We start from the raw sequence: 16,403 nt of genomic DNA on the forward strand, positions 1-16,403 counted from the left end.
TAAATCAATCCGGTGGGAGGGTGTTTTGCTCAGTGGGACAGTAACGCTTTTAAAAACACTGTTTATCTTTAAAATTATTTTTGATAGAGTTGTTGGAGTTTTTAACCACGACCAAAGGAAGAATTTTTATGAATTTTCGATACACGGTTATTGGCGCCGGCGTAATCGGTTTGGCCGTTGCCCGATCACTCTTGCAACACTGCCGACCCGGGGAAACTGTTTTGGTGGTGGAAAAAGAAGGCCGCTTTGGATGCGGGATCAGCAGCCGGAACAGTGAAGTGATTCACGCAGGGATTTATTATCCGACCCATAGTCTCAAGCACACACTCTGTATTGCCGGCCGCCGGATGCTGTATGCCTACTGTGACGCGCATAAAGTCCCGCATGCAAAATGTGGCAAATTGATTGTCGCAACCACGCCGGAAGAAGAGACTGTTTTAGAGGATGTTGAAAAACAAGCACTGGCAAATGGTGTTGAGGCAGTGCGCCGCTTAACCCGCTCTCAGGCACTGGAAATGGAACCGGACATAAAAGTTTTTTCAGCGCTTTTCTCTGAAGAAACCGGTATGATAGATACTCACAAGTTTATGCAAAGCATGGCAGCTGAAATAGAGGCGGCCGGGGGGATAATCGCCTATGGCGCTGCGGTGACTGACGTGGAATTGAAAAAAGGGGACTATGTTATTCGTCTGGCGGATGATACGGTATTTCACTCTGGTTATGTTATCAATGCAGCGGGGTTGCAGGCGCTTGAGATAAGTAAAATGATCGGGGTGGAACCGGTAAGGCTGCATCCTTGCAAAGGCAGCTACTTTTATTATACGGGTAAGCATCGTGTAAAACATCTTGTTTATCCGGTGCCGGAAAAAAAGTTAACCGGATTGGGTGTCCATGCCACCCTGGATTTAACGGGGCGTTTGAAATTTGGTCCGGACACGGAATATGTGCATGCCGGCGATGACTATGAAATTGATGAAGGGAAAAAGAAGTCGTTTTTTGAAGCAGCTCAAAAAATAATTCCGTCAGTAAAATACGATCAACTGGTTCCGGATATGGCAGGGATTCGTCCCAAAATCCAAGGGCCGGAAGATCCGGTGGTGAAAGATTTTTATATTTGTGAAGAAAAAACATCTCCCAAATGGATCAATCTTTTAGGGATCGAATCGCCGGGGCTTACCTGCGCTCTGGCCATTGGTGATTATGTTGTGCAGGATATTATTGGGTTGGCATAGTAAGAAAACAGGAGGAAGCTTGTGCATATTTTGGTGACTGGGAATCTGGGATTTATTGGTTCTTTGGCAGTTGAGATGCTCAAAGAACGGGGAGACCATGTGACCGGGTTGGATATCGGGTATTATACCGGATGTGATTTTGCAACGCTCACAGAACCGGATGTTCAGCTGATACGCGATATTCGCAATGTGAAGGTCGAAGATCTCGACGGGATTGACGCTGTTTTTCATTTTGCGGCGCTTTCAAATGATCCGACCGGTGAATTGAATCCCGAGCTTACCCAAGCCATAAACTTTAGAGCTTCGGTTGATCTGGCCGGATTGGCCAAGCGGGCCGGGATTGATCGGTTTGTTTTCTCGTCTTCCTGCAGTCTTTATGGTAAGGCGGAAGGGGATCGCCCGAAAACCGAGGACGATGCCATGAATCCTTTGACCGTTTATGCCAAATCGAAGGTTTGGTCTGAAGAGGCGATTACACAATTGGCTGATGAGAATTTTTGTCCGATTTTTATGCGCAATGCGACCGCCTACGGGATTTCCCCGCGGCTCAGGCTTGACTTGGTGCTGAACAACCTGACTGCGGTTGCCTTTGCCACTCAGGAGGTAAGGATTATGAGTGACGGCACACCCTGGCGGCCTATCATTCATGCCCGGGATATTGTGAATGCGTATTGTGCGGTTTTGGAAGCGCCGCGCGAGGTGGTGTTCAACCGGAAATTTAATGTGGGTGTCAATGCGGAAAATTATCAAGTACGCGCGATTGCTGATATGGTCCAGTCCGTATTGAAAAACTGTAATGTTGTGTTTACCCAAGAACATGGTACGGATACGCGTTCCTACCGGGTTGCATTTGATAAATTTCATCAAGCGGTTCCGGGGTTTGAAGCGCAGTGGACTGCCATGCAGGGGATTGAGGAATTGTGCCGTGCGTTTAAGGAAAAATCTTTTAGTCATGCGGACTTTTTATCGCGCAAATATACCCGCTTGAAACAAATTGAGTATTTAATTCAAAACAGGATTTTTGATGAAAATCTTGCCAGGATGGAGACGGACGCATGTTAGGTTTTCAGAAAACCGATCTTGAGGGTGTGCTGGTGATGGAGGCTAAAATAGTGCAGGATGAGCGCGGTGCGTTCGTGAAAAATTATCAAGCGGAAATGTTCCGCGAACAAGGCATTGATTTTACTATGCAAGAGTGTTTCTATTCCGTTTCCAAAAAAGGTGTCCTGCGGGGAATGCACTTTCAGAGTCCGCCTTGTGATCATGCCAAAATGGTTTTTGTGCCGAGCGGGTCCATCCACGATGTTGTGTTGGATATTCGGGCGGGTTCGCCGACCTATGGTCGTGCAGTTGAAATGATGCTTTCCGGTGAAAACCGGCGCTCGCTTTATATTCCGGCTGGATTTGCCCATGGTTTTTTAGTGGAAAGCGATCAGGCGATTGTGGTGTACCAGGTTTCCACGCAGTATGCGCCTGACCATGATCATGGTATCCGCTGGGATTCTTTTGGATATCCCTGGGAAAATACAGAACCGGTTGTTTCTGAAAGAGACCGCGCATTGCCGGATTGGGAATTATTTCAAACACCATTTCAATATCGAGGTTGATGTTATATGAAAATTGTAATTACGGGTGCAAGCGGATTTGTGGGAAGTCATCTGGTGCGCCGCCTGCGCAAGGACGGCATTGAAGTATCTGCCATTGTACGCGCTTCGACGGATACGGAGTCGCTCCGAGCGCAAGGTGTTGACGTTTTTGTGTATCAAGATGATGGTGTTGCTTTGTATGATTATTATAAAAAACAGGCGTTTGACGGGTGCGTTCATCTGGCTGCTTGCTTTGTGAAACACCACACCACAGACCAGGTCGGGACGTTGATTGACGCCAACCTGAAATTCGGCGCGCACTGTCTTGAAGCAGCTGCCAAAGCCGGGGTCCCCTGGTTTGTTAACACCGGAACATTTTGGCAACACTATGAAAATCACGTTTATTCGCCGGTGAACTTGTATGCCGCGACCAAGCAGGCATTTGAAAGTCTGGCGGGATATTATCTGGAAACAACCACCCTTCAGTTTGTGACGCTCATGCTCAATGATACCTATGGACCGGATGATAAACGGTTTAAGATCATGAATTTATGGGACCGGCACAGCCGAACCCAAGAGGTGCTTGTCATGTCGCCGGGCGAACAATTTATCGATATCGTTTATATTGATGATGTGGTGGAAGCTTATTGCCAAATGATCCGTCTTTTGGACCAGGGGAAAGGCGCGGCATTTAGAGGGAGACAGTTTGCGGTCAGTTCAGGTAATTTTATTACTTTGAAAGATCTGGCCGATTTGTTTTCTGGAATTGTCAAGCGGCCGTTGAAAATTGATTGGGGGAAACGGCCTTATCAGGCGCACGAGATCATGGTTCCCTGGAATCAGGGAGAACCGGTTCCCGGCTGGCATGCCAGGGTCGGGCTGGAAGACGGGATTCGAGAAACGTTTTGCAAGGAAGGCACAACGTGAAACAAACCGAACGCTTAAGAGAAGAGCTTCTTGAAAAAGTTAGATTGTTTTATCAGGCTCAGGCAGCGGAACATACTGCTTTTGTGCCGGGGGAATCTAAAATCAGTTATGCAGCCAGAGTTTTTGATGACAAGGAAATGGTGTCCTTGGTAGATGCCTCGCTGGATTTTTGGCTCACAGCCGGTCGCTTTGCAGAAACGTTTGAAAAACAATTGGCCCGGTTTTTATCCATTGCGCATTGTTCGTTATGCAATTCCGGGTCTTCTGCCAACCTTTTGGCGTTTATGGCCTTGACCTCACCTGAGTTGGGAGAGCGGCGGATTGGCAAAGGGGATGAAGTGATCACCGTGGCGGCAGGATTTCCCACGACCATCACCCCGATTATTCACTATGGTGCTGTTCCGGTTTTTGTGGATGTGAGCCTGCCGACATACAATATTGATGTCAGTCAGTTGGAATCGGCACGTTCTGAGCAGACCAAAGCGGTTATGCTGGCGCACACGCTGGGCAATCCGTTTGATGTGGGTGCGATTAAAGCTTTTTGCGAGCAATACAATCTCTGGCTGATTGAGGATAATTGTGATGCATTAGGGTCGCGTTACGACGGGTGTTATACCGGGGCGTTCGGTGATTTGGGGACATCCTCTTTTTATCCGCCGCATCATATTACCATGGGTGAGGGCGGGGCGGTGTATACTCAAAATAAGCTGCTGCAGCGCTTGGTGAATTCTTTTCGGGATTGGGGGCGGGATTGCTGGTGTCCGCCCGGCCGGGATGATTCTTGTGAAAAACGTTTTACCGGCCAATTTGGGGATCTGCCAAAAGGGTTTGATCACAAATTTGTTTATTCTCATTTTGGATACAATTTGAAAGTGACGGATATGCAGGCGGCGGTAGGCTGCGCCCAATTGGAGAAATTACCGGCATTTATTTTAGCGCGGCGAAATAATTTCAAACAATTGCGTGAAAAATTAAAGCACCTGGAAGGGCCTTTGCTGTTTGCCGAGCCGACACTCAAATCTGATCCTGCCTGGTTCGGGTTTGTGATCACGGTGGCTGAGGATGCCGGGTTTACCCGCAATGACCTTGCCGCGCACTTAGAAGCGAATAAGGTCCAGACGCGTAATTTGTTTGCAGGAAATATTTTAAAGCACCCCTGTTTTGCGCAATTGGAAGCAGGACGCGATTTCCGTATTGCGGGGAATCTGACCCAGACGGACCGTATTATGCATCAGACACTTTGGATTGGGGTTTATCCGGGCATGACCCCGGAAATGATAACGTATATGGTTCAGACCATCTCTGATTTTGTCGGGAAAAGATGTACCGGGTTATAAGGCGGGTCGCTTGCTGCGGCATTTTGCTGGCCGGTATCCTGCTGTGGGGACGCTATGTGCTTGAAGCATCCGAACCGGAAACGATTCGATTGAAAACGCTTGATCAGATTGAAATTCAGGCAGCCTGGTATCATGGCGATACCCTGGGTAAGGGGAACTCACAGCTGTTGGTGATTGCACCGGGGTTTGCCCAACACCCCCGGACCCGCTCAATGCGGCTTTTGGCCCAGGCGTTGGAACCGTATTTTGATGTGGTGGTGATTTCATTTCGCGGCAACCAAGGCAGCCAAGGCAGGTATTCCTTCGGCGCCAAGGAGGTGATTGATCTCCAGGCACTGATTGACTGGGCACGAACCCGGTATACCCGGGTAAGTCTGCTCGGCCTTTCTTTGGGAGCGTATAGTGCTTATCTTTATTGCGCGCTTATGCCGGGAACTGTTTCGGAATTGTTTTTGGTTTCGTGCCCTCCGTCGGTTGAGACGGTTGTGACCAGTGGTGCCGCTTTTTTAAATCCTTTGATTATTCTTTTTCGGGAGACGGCCTATGTGCATGAACCGGAAAATGATGTTTTTTTTAAATGGGACTGGCCGTTTATCCAAAAGAATAATTTGGTGTTGATTGGAGATAAGGTGACGATTCCCAGTCATTTTTTGGTTGGGCAAAAGGATACGCTGGTTTATCCTGCGTTGACAAAAAAAGTTTTTACTGCGACGCAAGGGCCGAAAACCTGGCTGGAAGTCAAAGCAGGACTGCATGCGGAACATATGTTTCATCAGGATCCGGCATTTTTTATCAATTGGATTTTGAACCACCGGCAAGTTGTGGAAGAAAGCAAAAAATAATTATTGAGGTGTCCAATGCGCGCGTGTTTGTCATGGGGGGATGAGAAGGCTTTTTTACGGTTCAATGAGAGCGAGACCTCGCGGAAACTTTATGCCAAATTACCGTTGACGGCCGTTGCCCAGACCTGGGGAGAAGAAGTGTATTTCAACGTGCCGGTCCATACCGAGCTGGAACCGGATGCTTGTCAAGTGGTCGAAGCCGGGACGCTCTGTTTTTGGGTGGAAGGCAGCTCGGTCGCCATTCCTTTTGGCACAACCCCTGCTTCGCGCAACCAGGAATGCCGTCTGGTCACATTGGTTAATATTATTGGTAAAGTAGAGGGCGATCCGTCTCACCTGGGAATGATTCGCGCGGGAGAAAAAATTACATTGTTCGTAGTTTAAATGATGGTCAACGAACCCTGTTGGTATTGCGGTGTCAGATAGAATACTCTTGTCCAAATTAAAAAAATACAGCACTTAGGGCGAATAGAAGACAGTGTGTTTAATAACTTGGACAACAGTGATATTGGGCAGTATACAAAAAAAGGAGTTTGGGATGAGATTTTGGATGGCGGAACACGCGGATGTGCTGTTTTATGGGATGCTGGTTGTGATACTCATGTGGCAGATTATGCTGAGGCTTATCCTTAAAGTGAGAAAAAATAGTCAGTGGTTGGAATATGCAGATTCTTTTCTTATTGCCATCATTCTGGCTTTGGTGATACGAACCCTGGTTGTTCAGACATTTATTATTCCCAGCGGATCAATGGAAAAATCCCTCTTGATCGGGGACCAACTCATTGTAAATAAATTTCTTTATGGTACTCAGGTTCCCTGGAGCCCTAAAATTATTCTGAAAATTCGTGATCCGAAACGAGGCGATATTATTGTTTTTAAATATCCCAAGGACCTTAAAACGCCGTATATTAAACGCTGCATTGGTGTGCCGGGCGATACCATCGCGATTGAAAATAAAACGGTGTTTGTTAATGGGATTGCCTTGCGTGAACCTTATGCGTACTTTGGCGATTCCCGGGTATTATCTTCGGGCCGCGACAATCTTGGGCTGTTTGTCGTGCCGCCTGGTCAGTACTTCATGCTTGGTGATAATCGGGACTTTTCATCGGATTCGCGTTTTTGGGGGTTGTTGCCCAGGCATTTGATCGAAGGGAAGGCCATGGTTATCTATTGGCCGTTTATTCGTTGGCGCTTGATTTAAATAAAATGATCCCGCCGCAAATTGGATTGTTCGCTACCTGAATCTTTTTAATATGTCAACCACGAATATCCCGGGTTTCAAACCGGGGACAGTTTGTTTGAGAAACAAACTGCAGGAGAGTAATAATGATTTTTTACAGATCATATCCAAGTCCCCGCTCTCTTGTCCGGCGAATGCCGGATTAGAGCGGGGAAATTGAACAATCAAGAAACACTAGAAATAAACCGATGAATATATTAGGATAAGCGTTGGTGACAACGTTTGAAAACAAGGGGGCACTATGGGAAAAACAATGCGTTACGATGCAATAGCTTTGATTCTTTGTGGATTGATCATTGCCGGATGTTCCGGGACATCGGGCGGCAATATTGTCAGGGAGGTTACAGAGACCGAGATTGCCCGTTTAAATGATGTTCCGCTGGATACATTGGCAATAGCATCTGATCATCAAACCTACTCCTATATTCTTTCTAAGGACGACAAAGAACAGATTATTGTGGGGGATATTAAGAGCTTGGAGTATGACGAAGTGGGGTGGCTGACGTTTAGTGATGACGGCAAGCGGTTTTTATACGGCGCCTTAAAAGGGAAAAAATGGGCAGTGGTAATTGACGGCAAATCCGGGAGATTTTATGACAGTGTGGCCGCATTGAAATTCAGCCCCGACAGCGGCAAGGCAATTTATATTGGTGAAAGCGGCGGGATGGAATTTTTGGTTGTGAATGGCCGCCCGCAAACACGTTATAAGAAAATACTTCCGCCGGTATTCAGTGCTGATGGTAAACGCATGGCTTATGCCGCGAAAATCGGGGAAAAAAAGGTTCGGATGGTCATTGACGGCAAACCCGGTCCGGTGTATAGCGAGATCGGCGATCCGGTATTCAGTGCAGATGGCAAACATCTGGCCTATCGCGCCAGCATTGGAAAAAAAGAGTTCGTTGTCAAAGACTGGAAAGCACAAAAAACATATGGTTTGGTAGGGGATCCGGTATTTAGTCCGGACAGCCTAAAACTCGCGTATGCGGTTGTGATAGAGGCATTTGAGCATGTCGTGATCAACGGTAAGGAAGGCAAGGCGTTTGATGTGGTGGAGAAAGATTCTTTGGTTTTTAGCCCGGACAGTCAGCGGCTGGCTTGTATTGTTAAAATTAAAAAAGAGTATGCCGTTGCGGTGGATGAAGAGGTCGGGGAGACCTATCAGATGGTATTAAAAGATACATTGATATTTAGTCGGGACGGGAGCCGTGTGGCCTTTGGAATTGAATTGGATAATCCCAAAATCAAACTTCAAAAATTTCAGTATGTGGTGGTTGACAATGAAATGAGTCCTCCGTTTGATGTGATTGTTTCACCGGTCTTTAGTCCGGATGGGAAACACCTGGTTTTTACCGCAGAAAAAGATGAGCGCATGTCCATGGTCGAGGACCGGAAAGTTTCCGGAACCTACGATTTGGTCAAACCGCCGGTGTATAGTCCTGATGCTCAATGGATGATTTACCGGGCCAAGAAAGGGATGAAACTTTTTTCAGTGGTCAATGGTAAAAAACATCCGGCATATGATGATGTATGGTCAACTGTTTTTAGTCCCGCAGGAAAATATTTTGCATATATAGCGACCTCAGGTGATGAACGGTTTGTTGTGCTCAACGGTAACGAGGGAAAAAAATATTACAATGTTCTTAGCGGGACCGTCACCTTTCTTTCTGAAACTGATATTGAATATGCAGTGGTGGAACTGGCTGAAGACAAAACAGCCAAAATTATCAAAGTGGTTGAAAAAATTACGGGGAAATAAAGCAGGACCGGTTAAAGCATCCAGGTGAGTATTGACAGCTTGTGTGTGAAGAGGCGCCGGTGGTGAAAAATCTATTAAAAAACTTATGAATAAAGGTTTTTTCTAAAAAATTAATACTTGTTTTTGATCGGATGTTGTCTCGGGAATCCGATAGTCTCTTTTTGTCCTTAGCAAGTAAGCTTTTTAACCATTTCCCAGGAAAACAATTGACAAACAAGGATCTTTTCGTAAAATATAGCTTCTGATTTTTTTTAAGCGGGAGTTTATGTGCAAGCCATTGGATTTTTATTGGTTTCAAAGCGTATTGTAGTGTATGGTGGACGTAGCTCAGTTGGTTAGAGCGCTAGGTTGTGGTCCTGGAGGCCGCGGGTTCGAGTCCCGTCGTCCACCCCAGATTTTTTCGTAAAGCGCAAAAATCAGAGCAATTGAATTTTGTAGGGAGGAATTTTGTATTCGCCCCTGGCTGGGCGATTACATCCGGCATTTGCCGGACACAAGTGGGATCGCCCCTATGATTGATATTTTTGCGCCGGTAGCTCAGTGGAAATTGTATGACCTGAGCGGAGTTGCCTGTGGCAATTATTGTAAAGCAGGTTAGAGCAACTGCTCATAGCGCCTCGCTACACAGGCGCAGAGTATTGGATTATTTTATGCGCCTGTAGCTCAGTGGATAGAGCAACGGCCTCCGAAGCCGTGTGTCGGACGTTCGATTCGTCTCAGGCGCACCAATTTTTTGCGAAGCGGAAAGCTGTAGGGGCGAATCTTGTATTCGCCCCTTTCCGGGCGATCACAAGGATCGCTAAAGGAAATTTAAAATTCAGAGCAGTAGAACAGTAGAACAGTTGACCGCAGGTTCGCATTTTTTTAATCACCTGCTCAACTGATCGATTGTTCACCTGCTTTGATGCTTGCTCCGCGAGCATTGGGTGCTTAGCTCAGTTGGTAGAGCAGCTGACTCTTAATCAGCTTGTCACAGGTTCGATCCCTGTAGCACCCACCAAGTAATCTTCCCCCGGCGTGTCAGGGGCGGCCGGGGAGGGGACGTATGCCTGGGAGCGGGGAAATTGAATAGGTCCTATAGGTATATAGGGCCTATATTATTTGAAGGAGGGTCAAATTGCGAGGGTGGTGAAATTGGCAGACACGCTAGACTTAGGATCTAGTGCTTCGGCATGTGGGTTCGAGTCCCACCCCTCGCACCATTATTATGATAAAAGTAGATATTAAAGAAAAAAATGAAACCACTCGAATTTTGGATGTGACGGTTCCGCAGGAAACCGTGGATCAACAATTTGCCCAGGCGCTTCATCAGGTTCAGAAAAAAGCTGAGCTTCCGGGATTTCGCAAAGGAAAAGTGCCGCAAGATATCGTTGAAAAAAAATATGCTTATGAGATTCGTGAAACAGTTTTGGATCAATTATTCAATGAATCGTATAAGCAGGCATTGGAGCAGACAAAATGTGTGCCGATCCAGCAGCCCAAGCTTGAAAAAATGGATCTGGAAAAAGGTAAACCGTTGGTCTATCAGGTCATGGTGGATGTTTTGCCGAAAGTGAAGCTGGGCGACTATAAAGGGTTGAAGCTTAAGCAGAAAAAAAATGAAGTTAAATCACAAGAAGTGGATGATGTTGTCAACCGGTTGCGCGAACAAAGTGCTGTTTTAGAACCTGTTGAAGATCGTCCGGTGGCCAGCGGTGATGTCGTCACAATCGATTTTGAAGGGAAAAAAGACGGGGAATTGGTTCCAGGCACCAAGGCGGAAGCGCATACGGTGGAAACCGGCAAGGGACAAACAATTCCTGATTTTGAAAAAAACATCATCGGCATGCAATTGAATGAAACCAAGACGTTTGCAGCTGATTTTCCGGAAGATTACCACGCCAAGGAAATGGCCGGACAGTCGATTGACTTTACAGTGACAGCCAAGGCTATTCAAAGTAAAAAACTTTCAGAGCTCAATGATGATTTTGCCAAGCAAATGGGTAAATTTGACACGTTGGAGGCATTGCGTAAACGGATTGAAGAGGATCTGGTTGCAGAAAAAGAGAAGCAGAATCGTACCCTGTTTACCGATCAAATTATGCAGCAACTCTCGAAGAGTACGCAGGTGAAAGTGCCGGCGGTTTTAATTGAACGTTCTTTGAAGAACCTTTGGAAGGATCATGAAAACCGGTTGGCTCGCCAGAATCAAACAGTTGAGCAAGGTGGAATAACGGAAGAAGATTTTAATAAAAAAAACAGCAGTCAGGTCGAGATTGAACTGAAAGCACGGTTGGCCCTGCGCGAAATCGGGATATTGGAAACAATCGAAGTGACGGATTCCGATGTTGATGGTGAAATAGATCAAATGGCTTTGGGCATGCGTCAGAGCCCGGAAGTTATCCGTAATTGGGTCGAGAAAAACAACAGTTGGGAAGATATCCGGGACAGGTTGCGGGATAAAAAAACCCAGGATTTTATTATCGCCAGCGCGAAGATAAGCATCAGTTAATCGGAACAAGGAGGCAATACAATGGCATTGATTCCTATGGTGGTGGAACAAACACAACGCGGTGAACGGGCCTATGACATTTATTCCCGTCTGCTTAAGGAACGGATTATTTTTTTGGGAACCGGGATAAATGATGATATCAGCAATTTGATTATTGCCCAGCTCTTGTTTTTGGAATCAGAAGAGCAAAAGGAAATTTCCATGTATATCAACAGCCCCGGAGGCGTGGTTTCTTCGGGTCTGGCTATTTATGATACCATTCAGCATATTAAATCACCGGTATCGACACTTTGTGTCGGGCAGGCGGCCTCGATGGGTGCGGTGTTGTTGGCAGCCGGCGCACCGGGAAAGCGGCACGCCCTTCCCAATGCCCGGATTATGATGCATCAGGGATCCGCCGGTTTTCAGGGAACCATGCCGGACATAGACATCCAAGCCAAGGAAATTATGCGTGTGCGTACAGTAATGAATGAAATTTTAGCCAACCACACCGGCCAGACAGTAGAAAAAATTGTTGCGGATACAGAACGGGACTTCTGGCTTTCCGCGGAAGAAGCCAAGAACTATGGCGTGATTGACAAAGTCATGACGGTTAATTCGAAATAAAACAAAGGAGACGGCACAATGGTGCGCTCTCAAACGCCAAATGATATCGCGTGTTCTTTTTGCAACAAGGATGCTAAGAGTGTAAAAAAAATTATCAAGGGTCCGGGTGTTTATATTTGTGATGAATGCATTGTATTCTGTAATGATATTCTTTCGCATGAACACCAGGTCATGCCCGGCCGCAAAGAACAGTATCTGCTAAAACCTGCGGAGATAAAACAGGTTATGGATCAGTACATCATCGGGCAGGAACGCGCCAAACGTGTGCTGGCGGTTGCGGTCCATAATCACTATAAGCGGATACAAATTCAGCAGACTGTTACACAAGATGATGTCGAATTGATGAAAAGCAATATTTTGTTGATTGGTCCGACCGGAACAGGGAAAACCCTTATGGCGCAGACACTGGCGCGGATTTTACAGGTGCCTTTTGCCATTGTGGATGCCACAACATTGACCGAAGCAGGGTATGTCGGTGAAGATGTTGAAAATATTATATTAAAGCTGCTGCAAAATGGAGATTATGATGTTGAACAGACGCAGCGGGGTATTATTTATATTGATGAAATCGATAAAATAGGTCGGAAGAGTGAGAATCCTTCAATTACGCGTGATGTTTCAGGCGAGGGTGTCCAGCAGGCATTGTTGAAAATTATTGAAGGTACGGTGGCCAGTGTGCCGCCCAAAGGCGGACGTAAACATCCCCATCAGGAATATTTAAAAGTGGATACAACGAATATTTTGTTTATTTGTGGCGGTGCTTTTAATGGGCTGGAAAAAATTATTGAGCATCGGATTGGGAAAAAGTCGATTGGATTTGGTGTTGAACATTTTACCCATGAAAAACGCGGGCATGATGAACTGCTGGGTCATGTTCAACCGGATGATTTGATTAAATACGGCATGATCCCGGAATTTGTTGGACGTCTGCCCGTTGTTTCCGTGCTTAATGAACTGGATGAAGTGGCGTTGATAAAAATTTTGTCTGAACCTAAAAATGCATTAATCAAGCAGTATCAAAAGTTTTTTCAGATGGAAGATGTCTTGCTTACCATAAGGCCTGAAGCCCAGGTGGCGGTTGCACAGGAAAGCTTAAAACGAAAAACCGGGGCACGCGGCTTACGTGCGGTTATGGAAGATATTATGCTGGATTTAATGTATGATCTTCCCGGACGTGATGACGTTCGTGAGTGTATTATTACACCGGAAGTTATCAGTAAAAGCGCCAAACCTCAATTGGTTTTGATCGAAAATGAGGACGCAGAAGAAAAACTCGCGTAAAAAAATGAAAAGAAAAAGTGCCATGATGTTAAAAAACAAAAATAAACAACCGGTTGGCAGGCAAACACTGCCATTGATGCCTTTGCGGGATCTGGTTGTCTTTCCGCATATGATCGTTCCTTTGTTTGTGGGACGGGAAAAATCAGTGGCTGCTTTGGAAGCGGCCATGCTGGAAGATCGTATGATTGTGTTGGCAACCCAAATGCGTGCTCAGATTGATGATCCAACAATCGAGGATGTCTATTCTGTGGGTATTCAGGCACAAGTATTACAGGTGCTTAAGATGCCGGATAATACGATCAAGGTGTTGGTTGAGGGCAAGGAGCGGGTTCGTATTCAGTCGTTTATTGAAAATGATAAATACTATTCCGCTCTTGTCGGTAAGATCACTGAAGTCCCCGGACCTGCGGCGACAACCAAGGCGCTGATGCGCAATTGTATTCAACTTTTTGAGCATTATGCACGTTTGAATAAAAAAATTCCTTCTGACATTATTTCGAGTGCGGCACAGATCAATGAACCAAAACGGTTTATCGATACAGTCGCCGCGAACATGAATTCCAAGATTGAGGAAAAACAGCGTCTGTTGGAGATTGAGGACACTATCGGCCGCTTGGAACTGTTGGGGAAGCTGCTTTCCGATGAAATTGAAATCCTTGAAATTGAGCGCCGCATTAAGGGGCGGGTCCGGAAACAAATGGAACATACTCAGAAGGAATATTATCTTCAGGAACAGATGAAGGCCATTCGGAAAGAACTGGGACAAAAAGATGACGGAAATGAAATTGAATCCCTGAGACAAAAAATTAAAAAAGCGAAAATGCCTGAAGAAGCTGAAGAAAAAGCATTGAAAGAACTGCAGCGTCTCGAACGGATGCAGCCGATGTCACCTGAAGCGGCGGTAATTCGTACTTATATCGACTGGTTTCTATCTTTGCCCTGGGCGATACGCACGCGGGAAAAACTTGAATTGCGGAATGTTGCGCGGCAAATGGATAAAGATCACTATGGACTCAAAAAAGTTAAGGAGCGTATTCTGGAATATCTGGCAGTGCGTAAATTGGCACCGGCGATGAAGGGGCCGATTTTATGTTTGGTAGGTCCTCCGGGTGTGGGGAAGACTTCATTGGCCAGGTCGGTGGCCAAGGCGATTAATCGAAATTTTGTCAGAATTTCATTGGGCGGAGTTCGCGACGAAGCGGAGATACGCGGGCATCGTCGAACTTACATCGGCGCCTTGCCGGGGCGGATCATTCAGTCGTTGAAAACAGCTAAAAGTAAAAATGCGTTACTGTTGTTTGACGAACTGGATAAAGTCGGATCGGATTATAGGGGCGATCCGGCGGCTGCGCTTTTGGAAGTTTTGGACCCGGAACAAAATGTTCATTTTTCAGATCATTATCTGGATGCGTATTTTGATCTTTCGGAAATCATGTTTATTGCCACGGCCAATGTCATGCATCATCTTCATCCCACGCTCAAAGACCGCATGGAGATTATTGAGATTCCGGGATACACATTGGAAGAAAAGGTGAAAATTGCTGAAAAACATTTGGTGATGCGTTTGATGACGGATCATGGTTTGACACCCGGAGATATTAGTTTGTCCCGGGAGATGATTGAAAAAATCATTATGGGTTATACGTCTGAAGCAGGGGTTCGGAATCTCAATCGTGAGCTGGCAGCGGTTATGCGTAAAGTGACACGCTTGAAAGTTGAAAAAAAAGTTTCGTCCGGCGGTAAAAAAATTAATACTGCGGATTTAGTGAGGTTTCTCGGAGCGCCTAAATATTTGAAACGAAAAGGTGAACGCAAGCATACTGTAGGTGTTTCAACCGGACTGGCTTGGACTGAAGTCGGGGGTGAGATTTTGGTCATCGAGGTGACTTTGATGCCGGGAAAAGGGCAACTGATTTTAACCGGTAAGCTGGGTGAGGTGATGAAAGAATCCGCGCAGGCAGCGGTTAGTTATGCCAGGGCGCATGCACAGGATATCCAAATTCCGGCTGATTTTTATCAGCAGACGGATATTCACATTCATGTCCCCGAAGGGGCGATTCCCAAGGATGGGCCGTCTGCCGGGATTGCAATTGCCACCGCAATTTTATCGGCACTCTCGGGAAAGCCGGTCAATAAGGATGTGGCCATGACCGGTGAGATTACATTGCGGGGACACGTGCTGGCCATCGGCGGCCTCAAAGAAAAACTTTTGGCAGCCACCCGGGCCGGTTTGAAAATTGTTTTGGTTCCAAAAGAAAATGAGAAAGATTTGTCGGACTTGCCGTCGGAAGTGAAAAAAAGCCTTGCAATTAAACTGGTGGAAGATATGTGTGATGTTTTGCCGGTTGCATTGTTGGGCGCGTCTAAAAAAAAGAAACAGGTAAGCGGTGCTGTTAGGAAAAAAACAGTGGCGGAGCAACCGGCGCAACACATTTGCCGAACACTTAAACATGAAAAACGTATATGGTTCAACGGTCGCTGACACTCATCAAGACGGCTTTTGAAAGCAAGCAATTTCCGCCGGAAACCGGCGTGGAAATAGTCTTGGCAGGTCGTTCCAATGTTGGGAAATCAACATTGATTAATCAACTTGGCGGGCAAACCGGGAAAATCCGGACCCGGGCCGGGGCGCGGGTTTCGCAAAAACCGGGGTGTACGCAATCAATTAATTTTTATGCCTGGGAATCCGGAATTACATTGGTGGATTTTCCCGGATTTGGGTATGCCAAACTGCCCATGGCACTACGCAAGAAGATTCAAGGATTGATTGATAGTTATTTTGCAAAAAGACAGAATATCGGGTTGTTGGTTCACTTGGCGGATGCGCGACTTCCGGTGCAGAAATTGGATTGGCAGATGATTGAGTGGGGAAAACATTTTGAGTATCCCTACTTGTTTACTTTGAACAAATGTGATAAATTGTCGCGGTCGCAAATTGCAGTACGAACCAATGAAATGAAGCAATTGCTTCGGACGGTACTGAAAAATCACCAAATTGTTCCCATATCGGCACAAACCGGACAGGGTATCAATACATTGAAACAGATGATTAAGTCGGCAGCTGAAACATTTCGTTCCACTGACGGCTGAAACGGTCATCAGCTT

General features: G+C 46.2%; 14 protein-coding genes and 4 tRNA genes. All 18 read left to right on the plus strand.

Annotation, left to right across the window (positions count from 1 at the left end; translation table 11 throughout):
* Positions 1 to 128: 128 nt before the first annotated feature.
* The 18 genes from K8S19_02475 (at position 129) to yihA (ending at position 16,388) form a co-directional block, all read left to right on the plus strand.
* Entirely contained in the window at positions 129 to 1,232 is a 1,104-nt protein-coding gene (locus K8S19_02475; GenBank protein MCD4812549.1) for an NAD(P)/FAD-dependent oxidoreductase, read from the plus strand.
* 21 nt (positions 1,233 to 1,253) lie between these two features.
* On the plus strand, positions 1,254 to 2,294 hold the full coding sequence (locus K8S19_02480; protein ID MCD4812550.1) for an SDR family oxidoreductase: 1,041 nt from the start codon (positions 1,254 to 1,256) through the stop codon (positions 2,292 to 2,294).
* Positions 2,288 to 2,839, plus strand: a complete 552-nt coding sequence (gene rfbC / locus K8S19_02485) for a dTDP-4-dehydrorhamnose 3,5-epimerase (GenBank protein MCD4812551.1) — start codon at positions 2,288 to 2,290, stop codon at positions 2,837 to 2,839. The genes K8S19_02480 and rfbC overlap by 7 nt, the downstream gene beginning before the upstream one ends.
* Positions 2,840 to 2,845: 6 nt before the next feature.
* On the plus strand, positions 2,846 to 3,745 hold the full coding sequence (locus K8S19_02490; protein MCD4812552.1) for an NAD(P)-dependent oxidoreductase: 900 nt from the start codon (positions 2,846 to 2,848) through the stop codon (positions 3,743 to 3,745).
* Positions 3,742 to 5,082 carry a lipopolysaccharide biosynthesis protein RfbH gene (gene rfbH / locus K8S19_02495; GenBank protein ID MCD4812553.1) on the plus strand — a complete coding sequence of 447 codons (1,341 nt, stop codon included), beginning with the start codon at positions 3,742 to 3,744 and terminating at the stop codon, positions 5,080 to 5,082. Before K8S19_02490 ends, rfbH begins: the two co-directional genes overlap by 4 nt.
* Positions 5,067 to 5,924, plus strand: a complete 858-nt coding sequence (locus K8S19_02500) for an alpha/beta hydrolase (protein ID MCD4812554.1) — start codon at positions 5,067 to 5,069, stop codon at positions 5,922 to 5,924. The genes rfbH and K8S19_02500 overlap by 16 nt, the downstream gene beginning before the upstream one ends.
* A gap of 15 nt (positions 5,925 to 5,939) precedes the next feature.
* A complete protein-coding gene (locus tag K8S19_02505; GenBank protein ID MCD4812555.1) occupies positions 5,940 to 6,308 on the plus strand; it encodes a hypothetical protein in 369 nt (122 codons plus the stop codon).
* Positions 6,309 to 6,537: 229 nt separating this feature from the next.
* A complete protein-coding gene (gene lepB / locus K8S19_02510) occupies positions 6,538 to 7,125 on the plus strand; it encodes a signal peptidase I (protein MCD4812556.1) in 588 nt (195 codons plus the stop codon).
* A 280-nt stretch (positions 7,126 to 7,405) separates the two neighbouring features.
* A complete protein-coding gene (locus K8S19_02515; GenBank protein ID MCD4812557.1) occupies positions 7,406 to 8,920 on the plus strand; it encodes a hypothetical protein in 1,515 nt (504 codons plus the stop codon).
* Between the two features lie 316 nt (positions 8,921 to 9,236).
* Positions 9,237 to 9,313: transfer RNA gene (locus tag K8S19_02520), tRNA-His, on the plus strand.
* Positions 9,314 to 9,572: 259 nt separating this feature from the next.
* Positions 9,573 to 9,648: transfer RNA gene (locus tag K8S19_02525), tRNA-Arg, on the plus strand.
* 196 nt (positions 9,649 to 9,844) lie between these two features.
* Positions 9,845 to 9,920: transfer RNA gene (locus tag K8S19_02530), tRNA-Lys, on the plus strand.
* A gap of 119 nt (positions 9,921 to 10,039) precedes the next feature.
* Positions 10,040 to 10,122 (plus strand) — tRNA-Leu (locus K8S19_02535).
* Between the two features lie 5 nt (positions 10,123 to 10,127).
* A complete protein-coding gene (gene tig / locus K8S19_02540; GenBank protein ID MCD4812558.1) occupies positions 10,128 to 11,411 on the plus strand; it encodes a trigger factor in 1,284 nt (427 codons plus the stop codon).
* A gap of 21 nt (positions 11,412 to 11,432) precedes the next feature.
* Positions 11,433 to 12,017 (plus strand): ATP-dependent Clp protease proteolytic subunit, encoded by a 585-nt coding sequence (locus K8S19_02545; GenBank protein ID MCD4812559.1) that lies wholly within the window; start codon positions 11,433 to 11,435, stop codon positions 12,015 to 12,017.
* Between the two features lie 18 nt (positions 12,018 to 12,035).
* Entirely contained in the window at positions 12,036 to 13,298 is a 1,263-nt protein-coding gene (gene clpX, locus K8S19_02550) for an ATP-dependent Clp protease ATP-binding subunit ClpX (protein MCD4812560.1), read from the plus strand.
* A 25-nt stretch (positions 13,299 to 13,323) separates the two neighbouring features.
* A complete protein-coding gene (lon, locus tag K8S19_02555) occupies positions 13,324 to 15,780 on the plus strand; it encodes an endopeptidase La (protein MCD4812561.1) in 2,457 nt (818 codons plus the stop codon).
* Positions 15,762 to 16,388, plus strand: coding sequence for a ribosome biogenesis GTP-binding protein YihA/YsxC (yihA, locus tag K8S19_02560; GenBank protein MCD4812562.1), 627 nt, complete (start codon positions 15,762 to 15,764; stop codon positions 16,386 to 16,388). Before lon ends, yihA begins: the two co-directional genes overlap by 19 nt.
* Positions 16,389 to 16,403 lie beyond the last annotated feature (15 nt).

The organism is bacterium (assembly GCA_021108215.1).
Taxonomy (GTDB): domain Bacteria; phylum Oederibacteriota; class JAAXVQ01; order JAAXVQ01; family JAUVAV01; genus JAIORK01.